This is a genomic window from Kangiella profundi, from assembly GCF_002838765.1.
Classification (GTDB): domain Bacteria; phylum Pseudomonadota; class Gammaproteobacteria; order Enterobacterales; family Kangiellaceae; genus Kangiella; species Kangiella profundi.
Genome location: NZ_CP025120.1, coordinates 1,429,091 through 1,444,168, shown reverse-complemented (window position 1 = coordinate 1,444,168; position 15,078 = coordinate 1,429,091). Strand labels below are relative to the sequence as shown.

The following is a 15,078-nucleotide window of genomic DNA, read 5'->3' as shown; positions in this document are numbered from 1 at the left end:
AAGGTAATAGGTTATCACCGTGAGTATGACAACTAACCAAATTCGTAACGCTTTTCTAAAGTTCTTTGAGGATAAGGGACATCAGATCGTAGACAGTAGCCCATTGATTCCAGCCAATGACCCTACATTACTTTTCACCAATGCAGGCATGGTGCAATTCAAAGACTGCTTCTTAGGCATTGATAAGCGTAGTTACACCCGCGCAACCTCGTCGCAGCGTTGCGTCCGCGCCGGTGGTAAACATAACGATTTGGAAAATGTGGGTTATACCGCACGTCACCACACCTTCTTTGAAATGCTCGGTAACTTCAGCTTCGGCGATTACTTCAAGAAAGAAGCCATTGCCTATTGCTGGGAACTACTGACTGAAGAGTTCAAGCTGCCAAAAGAAAAGCTTTGGGTAACCGTTTACGAAGAAGACGATGAAGCCTTTGATATCTGGGTTAATGATATTGGCTTCCCAGCAGATCGCATCAGCCGTATTGGCGACAACAAAGGCGAGCGTTACGCTTCCGATAACTTCTGGGCAATGGGCGACACAGGCCCTTGTGGACCTTGTACTGAAGTCTTCTATGATCACGGTGAAGATATCTGGGGTGGCCCTCCGGGAACGCCTGAAGAAGACGGTGATCGCTTTATCGAAATTTGGAACCTGGTATTCATGCAGTTCAACCGCCACAAAGACGGCACCATGGAACCACTACCTAAGCCATCAGTTGATACCGGCATGGGTCTTGAACGTATCGCAGCAATCTTGCAAGGCGTTCACAGCAACTACGAAATCGACCTGTTCCAACACCTCATTAAATCAACCGCAGATCTGTTAAAGGTCAAAGACCTTGATAACAAATCGCTGCGCGTGATTGCCGACCATATTCGCTCTTGTGCATTCCTTGTGTTGGATGGCATTGTGCCAAGCAACGAAGGTCGTGGTTATGTATTACGTCGAATCGTGCGTCGTGCCGTTCGTCATGGCCACCAGCTCGGCGCAAAAGGCATCTTCTTTGCCAAGCTGATTCAGCCATTGATTGATGTGATGGGTGATGCTTATCCGGGTCTGGTTGAGCATAAAGAACTGATCGAAAAAGTATTGGCGAAAGAAGAAGAGGCTTTTGCTCGCACGCTTGATAAAGGGATGCAAATCCTTGATCAGGATATCGCTGAATTGGTAGCTAACAACAGCAAAACCATTTCTGGCGAAACCGTATTTAAGCTGTATGACACCTATGGCTTCCCGCAAGATTTAACCGCGGACATCGCTCGCGAAAAAGGCCTGGAAGTTGACTGGGATGGTTTCGAGAAAGCCATGAATGAGCAGCGCGAACGTGCGCGTGCAGCCAGCAACTTCGGCACCGACTACAATGACAACTTCAGTATCGACGAGCGTTCAGAGTTCACAGGTTATGACTACACCAATCAGAATGTGATCGTTACTCGACTGCTTAAAGGCGAACAGGGAGTCGAGCGTCTGGAAGAAGGCGAGAAGGGCGTCATTATCTTAGCGAAAACACCATTCTACGCCGAGTCAGGCGGTCAGGTTGGTGATACCGGTCAATTGATGGGCTGTGGTGCCAGCTTCAAAGTTGAAGACACCCAAAAGCTCGGTGATGCAATTGCGCACATTGGCTATGTGGAGAAAGGTTCTATCTCAAACGAGTCGGAGCTTCAAGCCTTCGTTGATGCTGAGCGACGCCAGCACACGATGCGTAATCACTCGGCAACACACTTATTGCATGCCGCGCTTCGCGACATTCTTGGAACGCACGTTACTCAGAAAGGCTCGCTAGTTGGCCCAGAGCGTTTACGTTTTGACTTCTCGAACCCAGAGCCTGTATCGCAGGAGCAATTGCGTCAGATTGAAGCACTGGTCAATCAGAAGATTTATGAGAACCACCCAGTCGAAGCACAAATCATGTCCATGGACGAAGCCAAAGAACACGGTGCGATGGCCCTGTTTGGTGAAAAGTATGGCGATGAAGTACGAGTACTTACCATGTCACCATTCTCGATTGAGCTGTGTGGCGGTACGCACGTAAAGCGCACTGGTGATATTGGTGCTTTCAAGATTCTTTCCGAGTCTGGCATTGCCGCCGGTATTCGCCGTATAGAAGCGACTACAGGGGCGGGCGCAGTGAACTGGATGCAGTCAGCGGAAGCCAACTTGCAATCGATTGGCAAACTACTGAAATCAGAACCTTCGCAGGTAGCTGACAAAGTCACTCAGTTGATGGATAAAAGCCGTCAACTTGAAAAGACCATCGAAGCACTGCAAAGCAAGCTAGCATCCTCGCAGGGTAGTGACCTTGCCACCCAGGCCGAAGAGATTAACGGCGTCAAATTACTGGTCGCTAAACTAGAAGGCGTCGAAGCGAAAGCCTTGCGTGATATTCAGGATCAGCTTAAGAACAAGCTGGGCTCAAGCATTGTCGTATTAGGCATTGCAGAAGACGACAAGGTCAGCATTATTGTCGGTGTCAGCAAAGACTTAACCGGCAAAGTGAAAGCTGGTGAGCTGGTTAATATGGTCGCCTCACAAGTAGGCGGGAAGGGCGGTGGTCGCCCTGACATGGCTCAGGCCGGCGGTAAAGACCCAGCAGCATTACCGGCAGCGCTAGATAGCGTGAAGCCTTGGGTAGCCGAGCGCTTAAGCTAAATTGACTCAGGGCTTCCGCTATACAATCAATGTGTATCGGATTATCCTAGTTAGGTAACTTTGTGAGTCCACTCACAAAAAAGTAGAGTTGTGCGAGGAATATTGATAGAATCCGTCGCTTCAACTTTGTATGTAAACTGTACAGACGATTTGTAGATGGCGAAGAAATAAGCAATGATTGCCGAATTTCTGAGCTACAGGAAATGTAGGAGATTGGAATGTTAATCTTAACCCGTCGTGTCGGTGAGACACTTATGATTGGTGATGAAATCACCGTTACTGTTTTAGGCGTTAAAGGAAACCAGGTTCGTATCGGTATCAACGCACCTAAAGAAGTTGCTGTACACCGCGAAGAAATCTATTTGCGCATTCAACATGAAAAGCAAATGGAAGGTTATCAAGGCGGTTCATCAGACGACAACGAATATTATTAAAAAAGTGGAAAAGGAGTGTTGCAATTTATCTTAAATAAGGTAACATTCCGTCCGCACTAAAGGTGAGGTGGCCGAGCGGCTGAAGGCGCTCCCCTGCTAAGGGAGTATACCCTAATCCGGTATCGAGGGTTCGAATCCCTCCCTCACCGCCATTAGTTTGTTTAAAACCTGCTCCGGCAGGTTTTTTTATATCCAGGTTTTAAATGGGGCGAAGGAACGATTTTATGGAATACATCCTTGTATTCCACCTGCTTCGCAGGCCAGCTAAAGCTGTTTTAGTTTGCTCCTGCAAACTGATGAACAGCGGAACGAAGTGAAGCTGGCCCGAAGGGTAAAATATCCCGCAAGGGGACTCCCTACGGTCGCTTGTATTTTATAATCCCTCCCTCTTAAAATAGAATTTTTCAAACCTGCTTCGGCAGGTTTTTTTATGCCTGTAATTTATGTGGCTATGTGTAATGCTTGAAAGGTTTAATTGACTGACCAGATATGGGTGAAGTATGGTTTGTCGGTGTCCTAAATTTTTTAATTAAATTGCTGATAGAAAAGGAATGCCGTGATCGAAGTAAGATATGTTACTAAGTCAGAATCTGAGCGCTGGTCGATAGAGTTATCATTCAATGGAGGGGCGGAGGTAGGCAAAGGGAACCCATCTAATACTGATGTAAAAATTAGGCTTCTAAGTAAAGTTAACCAACATTGTCAAAGTAGTCCGTGGCAACTAGAGTGGGAACGAAGCCTGGGGAATATTAAAATGCCGACAGGAGCATGGAATGGTATTCATCTGGCAGAGATTGTTAATGATTTACTTTTCATTGCAGCATCAAATACAACCATTTGTATTTCTCCCGTAACTGGAAAGGAGCTATGGAGGGTTCGCACTGGAAACACCCCTATATACAAGATTCTTTCGACCAAAAGTAACGATGCAATAATTGTTTACAATGGGTATTACGACTTTGAGTCTAGTCTCGGGAAAGGAAATATTGCAAAGGTAAGCCTCGAAGGCGAAATCATTTGGAGAGCTGAATTACCCTCTGAAAAAGACATTTACTCAAATCCACCTTACTATAATGAAAATGAATTGTATTCCAACTCATGGGAAGGCTTTCTATGCAAGTTATCCGAAGAAGATGGGTCTATCATGGATAAACAGTTTACAAAGTAATGAGGAATCACTCTATCGTTCAAAATATTATAAATAGTAGGTACGCAACCCTCATATGACAATCAATTTCAACTGTGGTGTTGTCCGTTAGTATGTTGTAATGCGATTAATTGGTACAGAAAGGAACATGTCGTGAAAACAGTAGAAATTACAAAAGAGCCGGTTGAGCTCTACAAAATACTAAAGTTCGAAGGCATTGTAAGTAGTGGTGGAGAGGCAAAAGCTGTAATCGATGATGGACAGGTTTTAGTCAACGGTGAGATAGAGAAGAGAAAGCGAAAGAAAATAAATTCAGGTGACGTTATTGAATTTATGAATGACCAATACAAAGTTTTACTGAAGTAATCGTAATTAATTTACTATTAGGCTACTCACACCTGCTTCGGCAGGTTTTTTTATGTCTGTAATTCACTTTGCTTACAAACTTAGATTAATATTTAGTCAATAAAATTATTGCAAAACGAAAAAACCGGACTATTATAACGTGTTAACCACGTCACAAAATAAGTGGCATTGGTTCTTATAAAAAGATACCAAAATAATAAATGTTCGCTATTTATAAAGTATAAACCTGTAAAGTGGACACAAAAAAAGTAATTTTAAAACAATAGGTTACTAGCATTAACTAGTAATGATTAGCTGAAGGAAGTGCTTGAATGCAGGAAGTAAAGTCTAATTTGTACCCATGCCGTCATTGTGAAGAAACGGGTATATGCAAATCTGGTCCCAATGGCTCAAGCTGTCACGCCTGTGCAAAACGTAACGAATTGAAAGGAAAAGAATTCGTTGGGTTAGCATGTGGTACATGTGGTGGTCTTGGGCAATCTGAACCCCTGACTGAGCGATTAAATAAGCGAGTAAAACCAATGCTTGCGATTGGAATCGTATTTCTGGTTCTTATCTTCATATTCGTCCTAGCGCTTATCAGAAATCCACATTTCCCTGAGTTTTTAGCCTTTGCAGGTACATTACTTGGAGGTGTCACTGCCTTCTATTTTAATGGCCGGAGTAAATTGTAATGAAAACCGATCTAAGATTATCAGTACAGATTTTATCGAATATTGCATTGGGGGGGATGTACTCTGACTCCATTAATTAGCATTAAGATTTAGCAATGAAACTCCCAATTTCACGTTTGTTCAGTATTTAGGATATTAGATGATTACAGAAGCATCAGCATTTGCAACAATTATCGGTCTTTTATCAGCATTCTCAAGTGGACGAGAATCTAAAAGCATTGCCGAACTGTCAGAGTTTATTGCTTGGCTCATAGACCACAAACATGAAGAACTTGCTAATACTATTGAACAGAATACAGATATTACAGTAAGTATTAAAGCATTACTCAATCATCATAATGATGAACTACATAGGAAGTTAGATGGGTTAGGTCATACTATGGCGTTAATAGCTAGTAGAGTGCCAGACCTAACTGAATTAGCAGTATCAATTGTCCCAAATGTCGAGTTATCTGAGCAGGCACACTCAATAATCGCTCAAATGTACAAAAACAAAACTGAATTTTTTTTGGTATCCAAGTCTATGAATAGAGCACCTATACTAATACCAAGCAATGGAGAGCTAATAACATATGAAGATGAACAGTTCCTTCATGATGATCTCAACACTTTAGTAGAGCATAGACTATTACGCCTTGACTATAATTCAAAAGGTTCTGAGATGTATTATTTCACACGAACCGCTGTAAAGTTAGTGACAATTTCAACTTGAAAGCAACATTTTTAACAAGTGGTTTAGCCTTGGACCTATGGCCCCAAGATAACATCAATTAGATATATATAGCCCGTGCTTAAGCGTTAAATTAATTAAAGGCATCGTAGAATGAAGCTAATTGAAGAAATTATTAATATTTTAAGCTCTGAAAATGGAAAACTCAGTGATGCGCTTATTAAGACAAAAGTTCTTTTGCATAAAATAGGCCACAAGGAGTTAGTTGAATGGGTCAACCATGAATTAAATGGTTACCCTGAGAGAGATAGTGTACCGCCATATCGGATTTTACCAGCACAAGTTCTGGTTAATGCATCAAATATGGCATATCAGGTTACAGCGCACCCTATTCCATTAGGACACCTTGATGAAGATTATAGAAGTACCTTAGAAACTGCTAAGATGAATCAATCTCTCGCGGTGCTTGAGAAATATGCTGAATTGAGTGAAGGGCACCTACAATCACCTATACCAATGGAAGCTAATGGTATTCTTGGCGAAGGTTTATCAAATGGATATCAAATAATACGTGCTTGGTGTGAAGTTCAAAAAGCAGATGTTATTCAAATACTCACTCAGGTACGTTCTCGTTTACTCGACTTCCTCCTAGAGTTAAATGCAAATTTATCTGGCGAACTAAACGAAGACGAAGTCAAGGAAAAAGCTAACGACTTAGATACCGCTAATCTTTTTAATAATACTATCTTTGGTGATAACACTACCATTTTAGTCGGTAGTGGAAGTACTCAACATGTTCAAAATACTAACCTTAAAGGTAATTTTGATGCTCTTCAGAAAACACTAGAAGGACATGGGGTGTCTGAGAACGATATTAAAGCACTTCGCAAGGCTATTCAAGATGATGCAAAAGTTATTGAGCCAGATAAAAAAGAATATGGACCTGCTGTTAAAGACTGGCTTCAAACTATGTTGTCTAAGGCAGTAGAGGCTAGTTGGCAAATTGAACTTGGCATTGCTAGTAGTTTGTTAGCAACAGCATTACAAAATTATTATGGTTGGTTTTAAAATAATATTGGCAAAGTTAGACCATTGAATAGTTTTCCAAGGGGCAAAGACTTTGACGCCATTAATTTCTCAGGGCTAAGGATAAATTATGACTAAAAGCGAGAGTCAAAAAAGCTGGGTTGAGCGCCTTATGATTGCATGCTCCTATGAGGCTGATAGTATTCAGGAGGAGCATGACTATTTCAGGAATCAAGCTAACTCTGCTCCACTTAAGGAGTTAGAGCTTTTTCTTTCTATGCCGCCCGGGAAGTTCGATAGGCCTGCTAGAGTAGTTATGGGCCAAGTTTACAAAGAAAGACTTAAGCAGCAACGAAAGGAAGAGGTGTCGAAGGAGAGCCGTGCTCAATGGTGGAGCGGTCTTGCTCAACAAGTAACAGCTCAAATTCTTGGTGCTCTAATTATAGGTCTCATTCTGGGGTTTATAACTGGTGTTTGGTTTATTAAATAGAGGCGCTAAAACTTTGTGCAGCTTTGAGCGTTAGAGTAATTAATGGAAAAGAGTAATAGGGTTGAAGTTTAAATTTGCTCTGACCTCAATAACGCGCAAAGGATGTTTAGGGTTAACAATAGTTCACATTAAATAAGATAAAAGATATATGTCAGAAATTGTACGAATTAAACTGAAAGGGAAAGAAATACGCCCCCATAAATCTGTAGTATCCCCCGAGCTGGCAGCCAGAAATGTACTTACCAATAGTCCTTGGGATTTTGTTGATCTGTGGATGAAAAAGGAAAAGCAGAAGAATGCATTGTTTTACTGGAACCAAGCAAGAGTATTTCATGAGGCTTCTAAGGGACTGCCTACTCAGTCAGCCCCACTTCTACACTATTATTCCTTTATGAATGCCGTAAAAGCCCTATTAACCGCTAAAGGTATTAAGTTCAAAGAATATCATGGTGTTGCATCTCATAATATGCGTAATCCAGCTAGTAAGATTAGTCTTACGAATGAGGGTATAAAAATAAAACAAAATGGCATATTGCCCTCACTTTCTTTATATTATGGTGAGTTAGAACAGGCTAAGATGTTTAGTTTGCAAGAGTTACTGTTTAACCTGCCGTACATTCATCGAACTTACTGTTTAACGTACCCATCGCAAACTGACATGTTCATCCCCATAAAAGATGCGGAATTTGTCGTCAACAAATCAATCAAACAGGCTTATTTTAGAGCTAAGCTCTCGAAAGACTTCTCAACATTACAGGTCATAAATAGGCTGCCACCAGCATTTATTCAAGATACCGATAAAGGGGTGATTCGCTCCTCAGCAACGGTTTCTTTTTCTCGACCTGGAAAGCCTACTGCCGCTGATATCAATAACCTTGTATCTCTTCATAAGGTTCTACGCCATGATTTGCAATACATCAATGGTACTCAGACGTTATGGTATATAAAGTCTAAGACTTCTGGGCCAAAGAGAATCTCTAAATTGCCCTCAACTTTGACACTTGCAGCGATGCATAGATTAAGTGAGTTGAGTCGATATAAGCCTCTGGAGTTAGACTCATTTCTCTCGGGGCAAAAAAACTGGTTACTGAGTGAGTTTATACAACAAGCTCCTAACCAGTTTTTCGATGAAATAGCCTCTGAAATTACAGGGCATCAATTTCTAATACCAAATGTCAGGGCGGCAACTTAATGAATATCTATCTAGCATGTGCGCTAACACACGTGCCTGAATGCTCATTTAAGGAGTATTCCAACTTACTGGTAAATGTTGCCGAACATCTAACTGCTTCAGGTCATAGAGTTAAATATGCTCTTGCAAACAGCGATCCACAACTAGCTAGTTATGAGGAGTCATGTAAGGCTGAACTCTGCTATAAGTGGGATAGAGACATGGTGCTTTGGTCAGACTTGATAATAGCTGAGGCTAGCTTTCCTTCAACCGGAATGGGAATTGAGCTTCAATTAGCAGATAGCAATGGAATTCCCATTGTGATGTGCTTTAAACCCGATGAAAACAATAAAGCAAAGCCCAAAAAATATAGAGGTATTGATCATATTGATCATAATCTACAGATAGGTGACGGCTATATCTCTCTGATGGCTTTAGGACTTCCATCACTACATAAAGTGATTAAATATAATTCCATATTAGAGCTATTAAAACAGCTAGATGACATAGATATGAACCTAACAAATGACATCACTAGACGGCAACAAAGCTACTTCGGTATTTGAGGTGTTATCCCCCCAACTAACATAAATCATCTAATCTCCATTCCTTTTAAATTTCTATTGCTATCTTTCCTTCCGATTCTTACTATGATTCAAAGGTGTTTGTTTTTTAATCAGGGATTTGAACTTGTCGGAAATCACATCTACTCAAGAAGTAAAGCAGGATTCAGCTACGACTGAGTCAAAGCCGGTATTGCATGCGCATAATCTTACCAAGGTTTATAAAACAGGGGAGGTTGAGGTTAAGGCGTTGGATGGCGTTGATTTTGAGGTGTTTGAGCATGAGATGGTGGTGTTGCTGGGCCAGTCGGGTAGCGGTAAATCGACACTGCTGAATATTCTCGGGGGCTTGGACAGCGCTACGTCGGGCGAGGTGTATTTTAAAGATCGCTTGATTAGCTCTGACAGTAAGGGGCTTTTGACCAACTTCCGCCGTGAACATGTCGGTTTCGTGTTTCAGTTCTATAACTTAATTCCCAGCCTTACTGCTTTAGAGAATGTCGCTTTAGTGACCGAAATTGCAAAGAACCCCATTAAGCCGGAAGCAGCATTGGAGCTGGTTGGTCTGTTGCCAAGAAAAGACCATTTTCCGGCACAGCTGTCAGGCGGTGAGCAGCAGCGGGTGGCGATTGCTCGAGCGATTGCCAAGCAGCCTGAAATATTATTGTGCGATGAGCCTACCGGTGCACTGGATCATCAAACCGGGATTTTAGTTCTCGAAGCGATTGAGCAGGTCAATCGTGAACTAGGGACTGCAACTGTTGTGATTACCCATAACACTTCGGTTGGTGGCATTGCTGACCGGGTTGTGACTCTGCGTGACGGCAAGGTGTCAGATATCCACTCCAATGACAACCGTCAGTCCCCCAGCGAGTTGAAGTGGTGATCTGATATGCGGGCTTTGAATCTGAAGCTGTTGCGCGATTTATGGCATGTCAAAGGCCAGGTTATCGCTGTAGCTTTGGTGATTGCTTCTGGTATTGCTACTTTGAGTATGGCTCTGACGACGCTCGAGTCACTGCAGAAAACTTCTGAACAATATTATACTGATTACCAATTTGCTGATGCCTTTGTCACTGCAGTTCGGGTTCCTAATGCGGTCAAGCAACGTCTCGAAGCGATTGACGGTGTCAGCTTAGTTGAAACACGCATCAAGAAGTTTGCCAGTCTGGATATGCCTGACTTTAATGAGCCTGTTATGGGGTTGCTGACTTCAATTCCTGATCAGGGTCAGCCGAGGCTCAATCAGCTGGCCTTAAGGGAGGGGCGCTGGATTGCTCCGGGTACTTCCGATGAGGTGATTGTGAATGAGCCTTTTGCCGAGGCTCACAATTTGAAGTTAGGTGACAAGCTCTCTGCTGTGATGAATGGCAAAAAGCGTTACTTCAGAATAGTCGGCATTGCGCTGAGCCCTGAATATATCTACTCAATTGCTCCGGGTTCTTTGATGCCCGATGATGCACGTTATGGGATTCTATGGTCTGGCCAAAGTTCACTAGAGGCCGCCTTTGACTTGAAAGGCGCATTTAATGACGTTGCTTTTAAGTTTGACTCGACATCCGATCATCAGGCTCTGCTGAAACAGATTGATATGGTTCTTGAGCCTTATGGCGGCAGGAATTCTTATTTGCGCGATGATCAAATTTCTTATTGGTTCGTTAATAATGAAATACAGCAGTTAAAAACCACCTCAATCATTTTCCCCGTCATCTTCTTGCTGGTATCGGCTTTTCTAACCAACATGGTGCTAAGCCGGATGATTACCAATGAGCGTGAGCAAATTGGATTACTGAAAGCCTTTGGCTACAGCAACCTGCAGGTCGGCGCACATTACTTCAAGATGGTATTAGTGATGTGCTTTGTTGGCGCTGTCATTGGTTTAGTCGCGGGTGCTTATCTTGGGCAGGAAAATACTGAAATGTATGCGGAGTTTTTCCGTTTTCCATTATTGGTTTACGATTTTTCTTTTCTGTCATTTATTGCCAGTTCTGGTGTTAGTGTTTTAGCGGCACTATCTGGAATTATTGGCTCAATTGCCAGGGTGGTTCAATTGCCGCCAGCTATTGCGATGGTTCCGCCGAGCCCTGACATTTACCACAAAAGCTTTGTTGATACGCCTTCTATCAAGCATTGGCTGGATCAGCCGACCCGCATTGCCGTTCGACAGATTATTCGTAAGCCACTGAGAGCCAGTTTTACCGTTATCGGAATTTCTTTAGCTGTGGGACTGATGGTGCTAGCCATTCAGATGTCGGATGCGATTAAGTATCTGGGGATTTCATTTTTTAATGACGCGCAACGGCAAGATATGACCATGGCTTTTTACGAAAACCAGAAACAGGAGGCTTTGTATCAGGTTAAGCGGCTTCCTGGCGTCATTGAAGCAGAGCCGATACGTTATGTTTCCGTGGAGTTTATTAATGGCACCAAAACTCACCGTGGTGCTATTACAGGTCTAGAGTCTGATGCAACCTTGCAGCCTATTTACGATACCTATACTCAGCAAGTTGTCGCATTGCCGGAAGAGGGAATGGTGATTGGCAGTATTCTGGCTGAGAAGTTGAATATAGGCGTCGGTGATCGGATTTATGTTGAGTTTCTGGATAAGTCTGGATTACAGCGAGATTACGCCGTTGTTGGAATTTTCGATACTTTTATTGGCTTGCCTGCTTATATGAACCTCAAAACCCTCAATCGAGAGTTAGGAGAAGTGGGGCAGTATTTTATGCTAAACCTCGTGGTCGACTCGCAACATTACGAGTCGCTTTATAAAGCCGTTAAGGAATCTCCCGCTATTACTGCTCTAATGACCAAACAGTCACTGCTTGATGCGTTTAATGAAACGGTTGCAGAGAGTATGCTGGTCTTCATGTTTATCTTCATTGTGTTATCGTCGATATTGGTATTCGGTGTTACCTATAACATGATTCGAATATCGCTCTCCGAACGAGGGAGAGAATTGGCCACTTTGCGAGTTTTGGGTTTTACTAAAGGTGAAACCTCTTATATTTTGTTATGTGAGGTGGGATTGCTGACTTTAGTGGGTTTAGCTTCTGGCTGCTTTGTTGGATGGGGACTGACTCAGTTATTGGGGTATGCGTTTGAAACCGAGTTGTTCAGGATTCCAATCATTATTTATCCTCATACCTATAGCTATGCAGTCATTGTGGCCATCATTGCCTCAGTGATGTCTGCGTTGTTTGTGGTAAAACGAATTCATCACCTCGATCTTATCGAAGTGTTAAAAACCAAGGAATAATTATTCATGGGTATCAATAAGCGATTTAAGTTATGGATAGTCTTGGCGGCGGTTTTAGTTGCCTTGCTGGCTTATGGGTTTTGGCCTAGGGCGATAGAAGTCGAAACAGTTACAGTCACCCGTGGGCAATTTTATGAGGTGGTTTCTGAGGTTGGTGAAACCGAGGTTAAGAATATTTATCAGGTCTCTGCGCCCATCACTGGCTATTTGCGTCGCATTGAGTTGGAGGTCGGTGATCCAGTTGTAGCCAATGAAACCGTTGTTGCAGAAATCGAGCCATTACGATCTCAACCGCTCGATCCCCGAAGCGAGAAACAGGCCGTTGCCGAATTACATGCGGCTCAATCCGCTTTGGAGATGACGCAAGCAAAACTCAGACAGGTGCAGAACGAATTAAGCTTTGCCAAAAGTGATTTAGAAAGAGCTCAAAGTTTATATAAAGATCAGGCTATTTCTGAACGTGAGTATGATACCGCCAAGAAAATTTATCAGAGCTTGCAGCAGGAGTTACAGGCAACTCAGGCAACATTACAACTTCGGAAGGCAGAGTTGGAGCGCGTTCAGGCTTTATTGGATACTTCCTTAGTAGAGTTTTTGCCTAAGTGCGATTGTAGCCAGGTCTTTGCTCCAACCACTGGCGTGGTATTAACTCGTTACCGAGAAAGTGCAGGGGTGATCAATGCAGCCCAACCAATTATGGATATCGGTGATGCCAAAGATCTCGAGGTTAAAGTCGAACTGATTTCCACTGAAGCGGTTAGGGTTTCTGAGGGACAAAAAGTGCGCATGAAAGGTTGGGGCGGTGAAACTGAACTTGAAGGAGTTGTCCGACAGGTTGAACCGATGGCCTATAAAAAAGTCACAGCTTTAGGCATTGAAGAACAGCGAGTCAACGTTTACATAGATTTCACCAGTCCGCCCGAGCAATGGCAAAAGCTTGGGCACGGTTACCAGCTTGATGTGGAAATTATACTCAAGGACAAACCCAACAGCCTTATTTTGCCAGTTGTTGCTATGGTAAGAGAGGGTGAACAGTGGATTAGTTTTGTTATTGTTGATAACGTAGCAGAAAAAAGAATATTAACGGTTGGGGCTTTTAACGGCCTTGATGCTGAAATTTTAGATGGACTTTCTGAAGGCGAGAGGGTTATTTATAACCCTAGTGCAAGTATTGAGGATGGAATTCTCGTTTCAATAAAAAAAGATTTAAGCAGCGAGCGAGCAGTAAAAAGCAAATAAACTTAATTCCTTAAGGGGACGTTAATGAAGAAAAAAACAATTAACTTAACCGTTATTATCGCTAGCTTTTTATATTTAATCACTGCGGTTGCTATGCTTGAATATGTCTTAGATTCCTATCAAGAATTTATGAGTAGTGAAGCTAAAGAGGAGCTTTCAGAAGAGTTTCTTTTAGTTCGTGCTAATATTGAATCGGCTCTATTCTCCGATGCTTTTATCGCTAATGGTTTAACGACAGTTCTCTCAGTTAACAAAAAATTAGGGATGGATAACTTCGAAGCTTTAGCGAAGGCTCTTGTTCAGAATGGTCATTACATCAGAAATATCGGTGTGGCGGAGGGCTATACTATTTCAAAAGTATACCCTTTGCAGGGTAACGAAAAAGCCATTGGGCTTGACTTTAGAACTAGGCCTAGCCAGCTAGAAACAGTCGAAGCCGCAAGATTAAATAAGTCAGTTGTACTGGCTGGCCCTCTCGAATTAGTTCAAGGAGGACAGGCTATTATTGCTCGTTTTCCAGTTTTTGAAGATTACCCACTGAATTCTGATTACTGGGGAGGGGTTAGTATTGTTCTCAATGTCGAGAAGTTGTTTGAAGATGCTGGGCTATACAAGCTTGTCGAAAAGTATGATGTTGCCATTAGAGGGTTAAATGGTACCGGGGCGCAAGGACCAATATTCCTTGGAGAGCAATCTACTTTTGAAAAAGCGGATATTACCTCTGTCATAGAAATTCCAGGAGGCAGCTGGTTAATGGCGGGTAATAGCGAAAAAATACTGGCAAGTCAGAAGTTAGACTTTGTAACTGTCTACAGAATAATGGGTTGTATCATTATCTTTTTGTTGCTCTTGTCTATTATTTTGTTGTATCGCTCTTATCATTTAGCACACCGTTCTTCCATGCTTGATGAGTTAACTGGCCTTCGTAATAGACGCTTTGCGTTTTATTTATTAGACAAGTTTATTAACAGCAAAAAGAAACAACATTTTGCGGTTATATCGATAGACTTAAATGGATTCAAGTCCATAAATGATACCTATGGTCATAAAGCTGGTGACTACATATTAATAGAAGTTGCCAATTTGATATCTGAACATATTAGAGCTACTGATGTCTGTTGTAGGCTTGGTGGGGATGAATTCTTGATTTTATTACCCCGACTAAGGGATAAGTCTAAAGTAGAAAGTGTTATCAAACACCTTAAAACTGCCATTGAGGAGAAGGCATTTACATTTGATGGCAGTCAGTTAGATGTTTCCTTAAGCGCCGGCTATGCACTATACCCAGAGGATTCAAATGATCTTGAGGAGTTAATTCATATTTCAGACCTTAAGATGTATCAAGATAAACAAGACTACAAGGAGTCATTGGACTAAAGCACTGGC

14 protein-coding genes and 1 tRNA gene are annotated in these 15,078 nt (G+C 42.3%); all 15 read left to right on the top strand.

What is annotated here, in order from left to right; genetic code table 11:
• Nucleotides 1-19: 19 nt before the first annotated feature.
• The 15 genes from alaS to CW740_RS06645 all read left to right on the top strand — a co-directional run bounded on the left by alaS (nt 20) and on the right by CW740_RS06645 (nt 15,069).
• Nucleotides 20-2,653 (top strand): alanine--tRNA ligase, encoded by a 2,634-nt coding sequence (alaS, locus tag CW740_RS06715; protein ID WP_106646797.1) that lies wholly within the window; start codon nt 20-22, stop codon nt 2,651-2,653.
• Between the two features lie 218 nt (nt 2,654-2,871).
• Entirely contained in the window at nt 2,872-3,087 is a 216-nt protein-coding gene (gene csrA / locus CW740_RS06710) for a carbon storage regulator CsrA (RefSeq protein WP_012801363.1), read from the top strand.
• Nucleotides 3,088-3,148: 61 nt separating this feature from the next.
• Nucleotides 3,149-3,239 (top strand) — tRNA-Ser (locus tag CW740_RS06705).
• Between the two features lie 602 nt (nt 3,240-3,841).
• Nucleotides 3,842-4,255, top strand: coding sequence for a PQQ-binding-like beta-propeller repeat protein (locus CW740_RS06700; protein ID WP_157826406.1), 414 nt, complete (start codon nt 3,842-3,844; stop codon nt 4,253-4,255).
• Nucleotides 4,256-4,387: 132 nt separating this feature from the next.
• Nucleotides 4,388-4,600 carry an RNA-binding S4 domain-containing protein gene (locus CW740_RS06695; protein WP_106646795.1) on the top strand — a complete coding sequence of 71 codons (213 nt, stop codon included), beginning with the start codon at nt 4,388-4,390 and terminating at the stop codon, nt 4,598-4,600.
• Between the two features lie 311 nt (nt 4,601-4,911).
• Entirely contained in the window at nt 4,912-5,274 is a 363-nt protein-coding gene (locus CW740_RS06690) for a molecular chaperone DnaJ (RefSeq protein WP_106646794.1), read from the top strand.
• Nucleotides 5,275-5,413: 139 nt separating this feature from the next.
• On the top strand, nt 5,414-5,986 hold the full coding sequence (locus tag CW740_RS06685) for a hypothetical protein (protein WP_106646793.1): 573 nt from the start codon (nt 5,414-5,416) through the stop codon (nt 5,984-5,986).
• Between the two features lie 111 nt (nt 5,987-6,097).
• The gene (locus tag CW740_RS06680) at nt 6,098-7,012 is read left to right on the top strand and encodes an AbiTii domain-containing protein (protein WP_106646792.1); all 915 of its coding nucleotides are present in this window, start codon (nt 6,098-6,100) and stop codon (nt 7,010-7,012) included.
• An 88-nt stretch (nt 7,013-7,100) separates the two neighbouring features.
• Nucleotides 7,101-7,460 carry a hypothetical protein gene (locus CW740_RS06675; RefSeq protein ID WP_106646791.1) on the top strand — a complete coding sequence of 120 codons (360 nt, stop codon included), beginning with the start codon at nt 7,101-7,103 and terminating at the stop codon, nt 7,458-7,460.
• 148 nt (nt 7,461-7,608) lie between these two features.
• Entirely contained in the window at nt 7,609-8,652 is a 1,044-nt protein-coding gene (locus CW740_RS06670) for a YaaC family protein (protein WP_106646790.1), read from the top strand.
• On the top strand, nt 8,652-9,197 hold the full coding sequence (locus CW740_RS06665) for a hypothetical protein (protein ID WP_106646789.1): 546 nt from the start codon (nt 8,652-8,654) through the stop codon (nt 9,195-9,197). The genes CW740_RS06670 and CW740_RS06665 overlap by 1 nt, the downstream gene beginning before the upstream one ends.
• Before the next feature lie 124 nt (nt 9,198-9,321).
• Entirely contained in the window at nt 9,322-10,080 is a 759-nt protein-coding gene (locus CW740_RS06660; protein WP_106646788.1) for an ABC transporter ATP-binding protein, read from the top strand.
• A 6-nt stretch (nt 10,081-10,086) separates the two neighbouring features.
• Nucleotides 10,087-12,453 (top strand): ABC transporter permease, encoded by a 2,367-nt coding sequence (locus tag CW740_RS06655; protein WP_106646787.1) that lies wholly within the window; start codon nt 10,087-10,089, stop codon nt 12,451-12,453.
• Between the two features lie 6 nt (nt 12,454-12,459).
• Complete coding sequence (locus tag CW740_RS06650; protein ID WP_106646786.1) at nt 12,460-13,692, top strand: efflux RND transporter periplasmic adaptor subunit; 1,233 nt, start codon at nt 12,460-12,462, stop codon at nt 13,690-13,692.
• A gap of 24 nt (nt 13,693-13,716) precedes the next feature.
• Complete coding sequence (locus CW740_RS06645) at nt 13,717-15,069, top strand: diguanylate cyclase domain-containing protein (protein WP_106646785.1); 1,353 nt, start codon at nt 13,717-13,719, stop codon at nt 15,067-15,069.
• Nucleotides 15,070-15,078 lie beyond the last annotated feature (9 nt).

Coding starts and splice junctions, on each gene's coding strand:
- CW740_RS06700 (WP_157826406.1), top strand. CDS start 3,842: ATGCCGACAGGAGCATGGAATGGTATTCATCTGGCAGAGATTGTTAAT.
- CW740_RS06675 (WP_106646791.1), top strand. CDS start 7,101: ATGACTAAAAGCGAGAGTCAAAAAAGCTGGGTTGAGCGCCTTATGATT.
- CW740_RS06665 (WP_106646789.1), top strand. CDS start 8,652: ATGAATATCTATCTAGCATGTGCGCTAACACACGTGCCTGAATGCTCA.
- CW740_RS06655 (WP_106646787.1), top strand. CDS start 10,087: ATGCGGGCTTTGAATCTGAAGCTGTTGCGCGATTTATGGCATGTCAAA.
- CW740_RS06670 (WP_106646790.1), top strand. CDS start 7,609: ATGTCAGAAATTGTACGAATTAAACTGAAAGGGAAAGAAATACGCCCC.
- CW740_RS06650 (WP_106646786.1), top strand. CDS start 12,460: ATGGGTATCAATAAGCGATTTAAGTTATGGATAGTCTTGGCGGCGGTT.
- CW740_RS06645 (WP_106646785.1), top strand. CDS start 13,717: ATGAAGAAAAAAACAATTAACTTAACCGTTATTATCGCTAGCTTTTTA.
- csrA (WP_012801363.1), top strand. CDS start 2,872: ATGTTAATCTTAACCCGTCGTGTCGGTGAGACACTTATGATTGGTGAT.
- CW740_RS06685 (WP_106646793.1), top strand. CDS start 5,414: ATGATTACAGAAGCATCAGCATTTGCAACAATTATCGGTCTTTTATCA.
- CW740_RS06690 (WP_106646794.1), top strand. CDS start 4,912: ATGCAGGAAGTAAAGTCTAATTTGTACCCATGCCGTCATTGTGAAGAA.
- CW740_RS06680 (WP_106646792.1), top strand. CDS start 6,098: ATGAAGCTAATTGAAGAAATTATTAATATTTTAAGCTCTGAAAATGGA.